At 52.7% G+C, this 11661-nt stretch carries 4 protein-coding genes; all 4 read right to left on the reverse strand.

Annotated features, from left to right (window positions below):
• On the reverse strand, nucleotides 1–8978 hold an 8978-nt coding region (locus tag E6C55_RS32710), incomplete at its 3' end, for an RHS repeat-associated core domain-containing protein (RefSeq protein WP_136374036.1).
• A gap of 26 nt (nucleotides 8979–9004) precedes the next feature.
• Nucleotides 9005–9823, reverse strand: a complete 819-nt coding sequence (locus tag E6C55_RS32715; protein WP_168736005.1) for a hypothetical protein — start codon at nucleotides 9821–9823, stop codon at nucleotides 9005–9007.
• Nucleotides 9824–9884: 61 nt separating this feature from the next.
• On the reverse strand, nucleotides 9885–10817 hold the full coding sequence (locus E6C55_RS32720; RefSeq protein ID WP_136374038.1) for a hypothetical protein: 933 nt from the start codon (nucleotides 10815–10817) through the stop codon (nucleotides 9885–9887).
• 29 nt (nucleotides 10818–10846) lie between these two features.
• Nucleotides 10847–11661 (reverse strand): fibronectin type III domain-containing protein (locus E6C55_RS34030; RefSeq protein WP_211093696.1); only part of this gene is annotated, 815 nt, incomplete at its 5' end.

Raw genomic sequence — 11661 nt, forward strand, 5'->3', positions numbered from 1 at the left:
CACAAATAGTCGCCATACTCATTATCCATATGTGCCGTCAGGAGCATGATCATGGCCGCTTGCGAGCGATCAATGGCTCCGTTAGATGCGTCTTCGAGATTGTCAACGAATCGCTTTCTCGAACCGCTTAGCCCATCTTTCGCCAATAAATCCACGGAATCCGCTTGGTGTGTGTTTAAATCAACTACGGACACGCTTTCCTTTAGCGTCGTTGCTATTGGCGAAGCATATCTCAACGTAACGACCTTCTCCACCTTCGCATACGCCGCAAGTGTATCCCCAACAACAAAGGTGTCAACCGTAGCTTTTAATGTCTCCTGCCCTCCAGCAGTGGTTTGTGTGGATTGGGATCGATTAATGAGCTTGTCAAAGTTCTCCGTATCAATGATGATACGCCCATCTTGAATCGTGAATCCCTTGGCTGCTTGATCGGATGCGCTTTTGGTATTGAATGTAATCTCGACACCGGACAGGTTGTACGTACTGATCCCCGTCTTCGCATCATACGAGACGCTTGCCCCCGTAGCCGTCGCCAAATCCCTTAACGCCACCTCGGTATGACCCGATGGATCAACAAACATTAACGGATTATTCAACACATACGTATACAAATTCAAGCTAAGCGGACTGTCGTCTCTCCCCGTATACGTATCTCTCGAAATAAACCGCCCCACATACGGATCGTAGTACCTCGCCCGGAGGTAGTACAGGCCGACCTCGGCGTCGAAGAATTCGCCCGAGTAGCGGATCGAGCTGGTGTATTGCTCGATGACCAGGATCGGACTGCCGAAGATATCGTAGTCGTACTGATTCTCCACGACGCCCGCTTCGTTGACGGTCTGCACCACGTCGCCGTGTCCGTTGTACAGGTAGTAAGACAACTGCTCTGTCCCATCGATTCGGGCAATGTAGTTGAGGCCATGGACATAACGAACGGCCACCTCATCGGAGGCATCGGTCTCCAGAATGACGTATTGACGATCATAGACATAGTTGGTCACATGGGTCGCATAGTCATCCCCGGAGCTGCGGGCAATCTTCTGTGTGCGCAGATCGTCGCCGTCGTACGTATACTCGACTGTGTTCCGATCGCCCGATTTGACCCGCTCCGTCTTCTTCAACCGGTTAAAGCCGTCGAACGTATTGCTGACCTTCTCCAGCAACGTGTTCAGATCGCCGGACATCTCCTCCCCGTAAGGGTCGGCGCCGGTAACCTGTCTCCTATCCCGGGTATGAGAACGGAGATAACTGATCTGCTGCCGGATTTCGTTGCCATTGCCGTCGTAGAGATAAGCCGTTGTTTTCTCCAACACTTCTTCTCCAGCGACGTTCTCCATCTTCTCGACGAGCTTCATCAACTCGCCGGCATTGGAGTAGACATACTCGCTCTTCTTGATCAGGTACTTGACCTCGGCATTGCTGCCCGGATCGACGAATCCGCTTGCTTGCTCGGAGGTGTACGTCTCGAGAAGCGACTCCCGGTTCCCGTTATTGTCGTAGGTGTATACGGTAGTCTTGCCTGGCGCCTCTACCTTCTGAATTCGGCCGGCATTATCATAGGAGTAGCTCGTCTTCCCGTAACTGTCCGTCTTGGATGTCTGTCGGCCTGCACCGTCATACGTATACGAATACTCCGAGAGGAGTGTGCCCTCCGAATTGATATTCCGCAGCTTAAGCAGGCGATTGGTCCGATCGTATGCGTACGTCTCCTTGACTCCGCCCTCGTAACGGATCGACTCCCGATTGCCATTCTTGTCGTAGGAATACGTCGTCATCTTGCCCGCCGCAAGTACGGTCTCCATCCGGCTCGCCTTATCGTAAGTGTAGCGAGTGACGAATCCGGTCTTGTCCGTAACCGTCTCCACGTTGCCGACGGCATCGTAGGTATAGACGATCTGATCCGTGCCATCCTTGACAATGCGGGTCAGGCGGTCCTTCTTGTCGTAGACATATTCGGTATTGCCGCTCTCGTCGATCATCGAAGCGCGGTTCCCGTTCGGGTCATACGTGTAAGCAACGCGATCATCCGTCTCCACTACCTTCTTCTCCAGAAGAAGATTGCGGCTATCGTACGAATAACGAGTATGATGTCCGTTGCCGTCGGTTATCTCGGACAGATTAAGGCCCCGATCATATCGGTACGAAGTCGCTTGGTTGGCCGGATTGACGTTCTCCAGCAGCAACCCGAATGCTCCGTAGCGGTACAGAGTTACCTTGCCCCGCCCGTCGGTCATATCGAGCTTGTTGCCGACCAGATCGTAACTATACGCGAAGCTGATGCCGTTCGGATCGGTAACCCGGGTTAAACGACCGGCATTGTCGTACTCGTACGAATAGCTCTGCTCCAGCGCATTCGTCTCCTGGATCTTCTCCCCGACAGTATTGTAACGATAAGAAGTCGCAGCGTTCTCCTGGTCGACGACTTTAATCAATCGGTTAGCCAAGTCGTACGTATAGACAACCCCGTAACGCTCCTTATCCGTGCTTCCGGACAGGTAGCCCTTGGCATCCAGCTTCTTGGCGAGATTGCCATTCTCGTCATAGATGTTCTGCGTAACCACGACGTCGTAAGGGTCCTTCACGGTGACAAGCCGATTCAGCTTATCGTACGTGTACGTCATGGCATTATCGTTGGCATTGATCTCCTTCTCTTTATTGCCTGCCAGGTCGTACTTGTACGTAAACAATTGATTCTCGGGGTCCAATAGGGTCTCGATACGGTTCATCTTGTCGTACGTGTACCGGGTAATCATTCCACGCTCGTTGCGTTCAGCCGTCTTGTTGCCGACTTCATCATACGTATATTGCCGGTAAACGTCGATTCCGTTCAGCTTCCGCAAGACCTTGAATATCCGGTTTAGCCCATCGTACACATACGTAACCGTGTTGCCTCTCGAATCGGTCTCCCCGGTGCGATTGCCCAGAATATCGTACGCGTAAGAGGCCGTGAGCCGGATATGATCCGAATACGTCTCATCGCGCAGAGAGGACGACGCCAACAAGGCGCTCGCATCGAATACGTCTTCCTCTACCAATCTAATCTCTTCAACGAGTCGATTCTGATCGTCATACCGGAACCTCTCGATATCGTAGACATCCGTCTCCCGCAGACTCGCCATCTGAATCAGATTCCCGTTCTTGTCGTAATCCTTCTTCACATAAGCCCCGCTGTTGTCGGACTCCGTCTTCATCAGGTTGTTGTCGTAATATGCATATGCCGTCTCTCGCAAGAAGGAGGCATCCTTCGAATTGGACACGCTCTTCTTGATCAAGTTGCCGTTCGAATCATAGGCATAATTCTCTACGGCATAGATGATGTTCCGACTGCCATCCAGTTCGAGCGGCGATCTCTTCTCCACGAGGTTCTTGTTGCTGTCGTACGAGTAGAACGTCACGTTGCCGCGCTTGTCCTTGTATGACACCTCATTGCCCGTCAAATCATACTTGGCCAGGGTTGTATACCCGTACGGGTCCTGGATGCTCTTCTCCTTGCCGAAGGCATTATACGAATACAAGGTCGTCGCTCCGCCTTGGTCCGTCTCGGAGATCTTGCGACCGAGCTTGTCGTACTCGTAAGAGATGCTTCCTCCATCCGGATAAGAGATTCTCTTCACCGTACCGTCGGAATTATATTCATACCCGGTCGAGTGATTGCGGGCATCCGTTGATTTCGTCACATTCCCCAGAACATCGTATTCGAACAATGCAGCGAATCCCAGAGCATCCGTGCTCTTCGTCACGCGCCCTAATCCATCAAGAACAAGTGTGGTGCCGGCTGATGAGGCTGCATCTCCATTGTATTGCAGTCCATCAACCTTCTTAATGGCCTGACCTAACCGATTGTACTGAATAATCTCCAACGGCTGCCCATCCGGAGAGTAGGTGGCCGTCAGACGATTCATGGCATCATAGCCATAACCGATGCCTTTCATATCCAGCACAGTCGCATCCGCGTCCAATAACTCATCGTACTGGTTGGGAGCAATCTCTCTGATCAGGTTGCCGGCTGCGTCATACACGTACCGGGTCGTGGCAAGAGAATCGTCTGCCGAAGGGGCTTTCTTGCGAATCAACCGGTTGAGATCATCGTAATCATAGGTCGTCTCGCTTCCCTTCGCGTCGACCTCCGTCTTGAGGTTCCCGCTCTGGTCGTACCGATACTCGGTAACGGCTTGCAAGGAATCGATCTTCTTGAGCAGACGCTTATCGTAGTCATACTCGAATAAGGTCTCATGACCCTTGGCGTCCTTCTGGCTCGTTACGTTCCCGTCTCGGTCGTAGCCGTATGTCGTCGTTGCGAGCACTCGATCATAGTAATCGTCATCGTAATCGGCATCCGCAAGTTCATCCTCGCTCAGATCCGACATCTTGATGAGCAGTGTCTTGGAGATAATACGGTTTCTCAGATCGTAAGCCAACCGGACGATATCGTAGTTGCCATCGGACACCTTCTGGCGACGTTCGACAAGGTTGCCGACTGCATCGTATTTCTGGATAGTATCTCTGCCGTTAGGACCCGCTGCCCTCAGCAGCCTCCCGGACTTATCGTACTCATTCGCGATGCGGTTCCCGGCGGACGTCTTCGACTCCTTCACCCCGGCCTTCAACGGCTTCAGATACGTGAATGTCTCGCTGCTTAGAAGCCGATTCGCTTCATCGTATTGAAGCTCCGTCAGCTTATAAGTCGCATAGGAGGCATCCGCCGAGATATAGTCGTACGCAGCCGTTGCATTGCCGGAGGCATCGTACTGATACGAGTCGGTCTGTCCGGCTTGATCGATCTTCTCGATGACGTCTCCTTTAGGGGAGTAGCTCATTCGTTCGACAGTGCCGTCCGGATACTCGATCCGGTATGGCTTGTCGAAGACGTTTAAGAAGCTGCGGGTAACCCTGTTCGCCCGGTCCGTCTTCTCTGCCATCGCCTTGCCCGTCAAGTCGTAATCGAAGGTTTCTTGCAACCCGTCGGCATATGTCTTCTCTCTGGGCAATCCGTTCAAATAGTAGGAGATCTTGGTCTCCCGGCCTTGCGCATCCGTCTCCGCAATCATGTTGCCCGATCCGTCGTATTCGTAGCGAACGGTGGCGTAATCGGTATTGTTCCGCCGATTGTCCGCAAGAGTTTGAGCGGATACGATCGTCACGACTTTATTGTTCTTATCATACTCATAGACATTGCCGTACGACTTCTCCGGAGCGGACGGATTATAGCCTTCTCCGCCAGCCTCAAGAATGATATTGCCGCGCCCATCGTACCTTCTGTAACCGATGATTTCTCTCGATGCGCCGTCATAAGCAGCCGTCATCACCAATCGGTTCAGCTCATCGTAGGTGTATTCGATTCCTGGCGCCGTCTCCTCGGCCGCTGCGAAATAACGGGCATCGATCTCTTTGATCAGATTCCCATTCGCGTCATAGACGAATCTTGTCGTGTTGCCGAGCGGATCGGTCTTGGACGTCGTCTTGCCAAGTCCGTCTACCGTCTGAGAGGCCGTCACATCGACTCCCTGGACCGTCAAGGTCTCAGCCAGAAGATGTCCTGCCTTGTCATACGTGTAACGGGTCTGCTTCCCATCGTTCTTCCCATCGTTCTTCCCATCGGCATTGCCGTCATACGGCTCGCTCTTCGTAAGCGGTTGATTCCGATAATCATAAGTGGAGGTTACGGTATCGAAGCCGGTTCCGTTGAACCGAAGCTGCTTAAGAACGTTGCCGGCATAATCCCGTTCATACCGGGTTTGATAGCTGCCGTACTCGGCGAGTGCGCCGTCCGCTTGTTCCTCCCGGTAGCTCCCCCTCTCTTCGATAAGCTTGCCGGCATAGTCATAAAGATAGGAATAAATTCGATACTTGGATTGTTGCTCATCCGCATATTCAATCATTCCGGTCTTGTTGCCATTATTATCGTACTCATAGCGAATATGACCCGTTCTCGCTTCGTCCAGCTTCCGATATTCGTCGCTCATGCGATTCAACCCGTTGTAGGCGTATCCGGTATCGGAGGAGACGACATCGCTCCCGTTCACGACGGCTCCTTGAGACTTGCGAACGACATTCCCGGTCGAGTCGTATTCCTGCCGAATATACGTATAATCCGGCGAGTCTTCCGAATAGACCCGTTGTTCCGTTGCCCTGCCGAGCTCGTCGTAAATCGTCCCGGTGATTCTGCCTCCCGGTTCCTTCTGCGTTGCCACCTGATCCAACGCATTGTAAGCATACGTCGTCTCGTTATTCAGAGCATCCCGCTGAAGCACAAGCCTGCCGAGACTATCGTATTGGTAGACAGTGGAGCGATTGAGCGCGTCGGTCTTGGAGACCACATTGCCCGTATAATCATAAGAATAAGCAGTCGCATAGAATCCAGTCTTGTCCGGAGTCGTCTCCGTGCGCACCAACCTGTTCAAGCTGTCGTAATAGTACTTGCTCGGATACCCTTCTTCATCCGTAATTGTGATGACAAGAGGAGTCTTGCTGTCGTAGCCGATTTGATAGCCAACCTCAATCGAACCCTTCAACACCTTGTCGTCCTGGTAGTACGACTTCCTCACCAATCGAGCATCGCTATCGTAGTCATAGCGGATACTGTGGCCGTTGGCGTCGATCTCCTTGACCTTGTTGCCCATAAAGTTGTATTCCAGCGTCTGAAGAACGACCCATTGCCCCTGATCGAAGACGCTTGTTCGCACCAGGTTCCCCGTAATATCGAACTCGTGTTTGTTCTGAACCTGGTTCGGGTCCGTATGAACAATCGCCAGATTGGCCCAAGGCTTCTCCTCATAGCCGTAACTCTCGACGACTCCTTCCGGCTTGCTCACCTTGACAAGACGATTCAGCCCGTCATACTCGTAGACGGTCCTGTTGTTTCTTGGATCGGCTTCCGTGACGAGGTTGCCGGTGTTCATGTCATACGCATATCTCTTGGCGATAACGCTCCCGTTTAACGTTTGGGATTCCTTCGTCAGATAGGCCCCTTGAACATCTGTCCCGTTCGCATCGACTCCATACTCGTATTCGGTCACGAAGGACTGATTGCCGGAAGAGGCTTCCTTGCGCGTGACATTGCCGTACGAATCGTATTGATAGTCGGTCACAACGTTGCGTTCATCCCCGAGAGAATTGATCTTCGTCTCTCTCGTAATGTTGCCCAAGCTATCAATGTCGTATAAAATTTGGCTTGTTGTGTCCGCATCCTGCTTCCAGGTCTTCGAAGCAAGCACGTGGAACTTGTCGTAAGCGTACGTATAGACAACGGTGTGTTCCGTATCGACCGGAACGCCCTTCTCGTCCCGCGTCGCATCCGGCCCCGTATAATTGGTCAGGTTGCCGTATTCGTCATAGCGGAAGTTCTCGATACGCTTGACAGGGCTTCCGACGACCTGTCCGTCCGTGATTTGGTAGAGTTGGCTCTCCTGCTTCTTGACCAGCTTCATCTCGTCCCGTTCGGTATAGATGAGCTCCTTATGATCCTGCCCCGAATTCTCCGTAACAAGCAACTGATGCAGTCCATCGAAGGTGAACTTGGTCTTGCTGCCCTTGAAGTCGGCGATCTCGGTGTAATAACGATAGGTATCTCTTAAGTAGGGCTCATCCGATTCCTTATACCCCGTAAACCCGTAGCCATCGGCCTCATTCGTATATTGGTAGGTCGTCTTGTCTTTAACCTCGAACGAGAAGCGTTCCTCGAACTTGGCCTTGGAAGGATCGTAACCTGTCTTGACAAGCTCCCGCTTCTCGAAAATCTTCCGATATTGCATGCTTCCCTGGCTTAATCCCTTGGTATAGGAATTGTAGACGTATCTCGTCAATCGGTTCGTCTTCAGATAATCGATCTGGACAAGGTTCTCGTATCGGTTAAACGCGGAATACTTGGTTCCGTTCATGAATGTAAAGCCAAGCTCCGGCTGCTCGTACCAGAAGTGATACTTGGGCTTGCCGTCCGTATCGAACACTCGCTGCAAGCGCGTCCGGACGACCTGCTTGGACGAGTTCACCAGAACTGCGGTCTTGTCGTATACGATGTCTTTGTTGCCCGGCAAGTGAATAATAACTTGGAACTTGCCCTCCAGGTCGCCGGAATCCGCGCTATTCGGGTTCTGGGAAGCTTTGTACCGCTCTTCCGCGCTATAGGAAGGGTCTGTGATCGCCCCGACCTTGAACTGATCGTCTTCCTTGTATTCGATCGTCGTTACTCTTCCTACCGAGTCGGTAATGCCGGTGATCAGCCTCTTCTCCTTCTTGACGTCGTCTACGGTGTAAGCAAGAGTGGAGTATTGGAAAATAATCGAGTTCTTATAGCGATCGACTATCCCGAGGATTCTTCCATCTTCCGCGAAGTACGTCATCTTGCCGTCCTTGCCGACCATGACGTACTTGGAGTCCCCGTCGCTTTGTCCATTGGCGAATTCGGATGCCGTCGCAAGCCGAACAACAACATCCTTGACCGTCTGACCATCCGGCAAGAAGGCGGCTTCTCCGTCAATCTGGGTCTGCTTCAGACGATAGACGTCCCCGCTCTCCGTATGAAGGAAGGCATAGCTGCTGCCATCATCGTTCTTGCGAATCTCGATGCTCGGGAACGAGAACCGCGTTCCGATGCCGAGATTATAACGGTCTTCGTAGAAGGAAGACATCTTGGCGTCGGATTCGACGTAGTCGACCCAAGCGCCATTCATGTAGCGGGCATTCATCTCTTGAACGTTGGAGATGCCGCTCTTGTATATTCTCTTAATCTCTAAATCTAGGCCGTTCCGGCCCGGAAGAACGTAATCCGTCTGAATCAAGGATAGCTCGCCGCTCTGCGGACTGATCGTTTCTTCGTTCGTGTTCGTACGAAGATAGACGGGAGACAGCATCGTATTGTATTGCTTCTCCGGTCCGATCAGGTTCCTCATCTGCTCTTCAACCGTCTCCGCGGAGCTCGTCTGGCTGGTCAATAGGTATAAGACAAAGGCAATTGCCGATATCGGAATCCAACGTTTCACTCTAACCCCTCCGGTACATGCGCTCGTTAGCTGCTGTATTTATGGCTATAGCTGGCTGCCATGATCGCTTCTTCGGACTTGCCGGCCTGCATCAGCTCGACGACCGATTCCGGAGTCTCGGCAAGCTTCTGCGCAAGGACGAACGCTTCCGCTACGTTATCTTCCGTAAAAGTATCGGTAGAGAACGCAGCCAGCTCTTCTTCCGTAATCTGCACTCTCGGAAGCGAAGAGGAACCGTTAAGTACATTTAACTCGACCGCGATCTGCTTCCAGCTCTTGTCCGACTCGAGCCTGTCTTCGAGAATGTCCTTAACCTCGGTATCGGTGACGAATGACAAGCGGTCGGCCAGCATGATATCGTCGGGGGTCACTCCCGGAGTCTTAAGCAGACCTTCCAGGTATTCCGAATCGAAGGAGCGCGGAACATACGTCTCGTGCTTGCGGTTGTAGTCCGTGAAGACGGCATCCCATTCCTTGCCGTCTTCCTTTTGCTTTATAAGAGGCTCCAAATCTTGCATTCGCCCATAGCTCTGGTACAGAAATTCATAGGCAATCAGCACATCCGGAAGGGAATGCCCCTCCTTAATCAGGCGCTCGACCTCCTGCTTGAACTTCTCGTGCACATCCAGAGCCGTTATCAAGTTCTTCAGCCGGTTCACTTGAAGCTCGTAGGTCGCCGAGTCCGATTCCTCTTGCAGTTGCTCAAGCACATCCGAGGAAATCTCTGTGTTAACGGCTTCGTTCCAGCTTCTCGTTGACGATTCCTCTGTGGCGATGCTCTCGTTTTTAAACAAGCCTCTGCCGCTTAGGTTGTCGAATTGCCAAATCAAGATACCAGCCAACAAAACAATGACGCTCCCAATTGCCGCTTTGCCGCTTATTCTCATCGTCTCTTATCCCTCGTTATCATCGATTCGGATTAATGGCTTCAATCTCTCGCATGACCTGATCCGCCGGATTCGCCGGCTTGACGTCCCGGGCAACAGGCTGAGGAACGTCCGGCAACGGGGTGCTGGAATTCGAATCCTGAACGCTCGATGGAAGAACGGCATTAGCAACTCCAACGTCGTCCCCCTGCAAGCTGCGATTGCTCCGTTGAATTTTCTCAAGCAACGCCGTCTCTACGACAGATGAAGTGACAATCTCATCGTGCGCCAGGCCAGCGCTCTTCTCTTGTTTCGCCTTAAGGTAAGCTTCCTTATCGGACATGTACTGTTGCAGATCAACTTCGATCTGCAGCGAGAGCAGATATTCATCCAGCACGGCCTCGTAACTCCCGAATTCCTTCTTCAGAAGCACCATATTGTAAACGGCCTCACTCAGGTCGAATTGTTCAGCCATCTTGAGAATCGCTTGAAGCGACTCGTCCCCTTTGTTCTCCGTACCTGTAAGAGACACGGTGGGCGCAGCCCCGACATCCGCGGCGGACAGTTCTTTTAATTGAAACTGCAATCTCTCCGCGAGCATTCTCGCTTCCGTGATTTCTTCCTGGGAGAACCCTTTCTCCACAAGCAAGGTCATCGTTTCTTCAATGCCTGTCCCCGCGAGCAGCTCGGTACGCTGCTCCTTCTTCTCGCTGTTGTCGTATCCGGTCTGCTTCAGCTTCTCCAGCACTTCGTTCCAATTCATTCCGGTCCGCTTCAGCTTCAGAATATCCTCGGTCGTCGCACCGGTCATGTTGGAGATATCCGCGGCAATCGTGCCGTCATCCTGGGCCTCGTTGACCACGCTCGAAGCCCGTTCTTCCTTGCTGCCCAACACGTAAACGAACGTCTCGGCAACCAGAGCAACAACAACAAGCATCGCTATCCATTTGTAATACTTCCTGACGACATTCATCTCGTGATCAACCCCTGTTGGCGAATAATTTATTCCACTTTCACATCGATCAAGGATTCCCCGGTCACCTTGGCCCTGAAGACAATCGTCGTCACTTCTCCCGACCAGGACGTTCCCGGCACAATGTTCATCTTCTTCCTGAAAATAATTTTCCCCGGCTGGTACGTCACTTCGAGGTTCGAGCCCGGGATCGTTCCGGCCGCCATGACATCCGCTTGCGGCGTGAAGTCGTACAGATCCGCGACCTCCATCCGGCTCGGATCGTACGTCACGACGAATTCAAGCTCGCTGAAGTCCTGCACGTTGCTCGCCAGTATCGACAGGCTGAACGTCTTGTCCTTCGTCGCCTTCACTTGATACGTCGGGCTGGTCGTGCTCTTGACAATCGCATCGCTCCAAGCCGTCACACCCGTCTCGTTCTTCGCCCTCACCCGGTACGTGTGCGACGTTCCCGAGCTTAATTCGCTATGGGTATACGAGCTGCCCGTTCCTTCCACGACCGCATCGCCATCGATCTCGATGTCGTACCCCGTCGCTCCGTTCACCTTGTCCCATCTCAGCTCGATGCTGTTGTTCGTCGCGAACGCCTCCACCTGCATCTGTCCATCCAGCGGATTGGACAGCGTCGAGAGCGACAGCACCGCCACCCATTGGCTCGTCCCCTCCGCGTTCTTCCATCGGATCTTGTACGAATGGAATTCTTCCGCTTGCAGGCCGCCGTGGTGGAACGTCGTGTCGGTGCCGATGTCGGTGATCTTGCCGTCCACTTCCACCTCGTATTGCGCATCGGGCGCCACCGTGTCCCACGAGAGCGTAATCGTCCGGTTCGTCACAACGGCGGCCA

Source organism: Cohnella fermenti (assembly GCF_004801405.1).
In the GTDB taxonomy this organism is placed as follows: Bacteria; Bacillota; Bacilli; order Paenibacillales; family Paenibacillaceae; genus Cohnella; species Cohnella fermenti.

What these genes read in the sequence shown, in the direction of transcription:
- E6C55_RS32720 (WP_136374038.1), bottom strand. Translation starts at nt 10,817, where the DNA reads ATGAATGTCGTCAGGAAGTATTACAAATGGATAGCGATGCTTGTTGTT.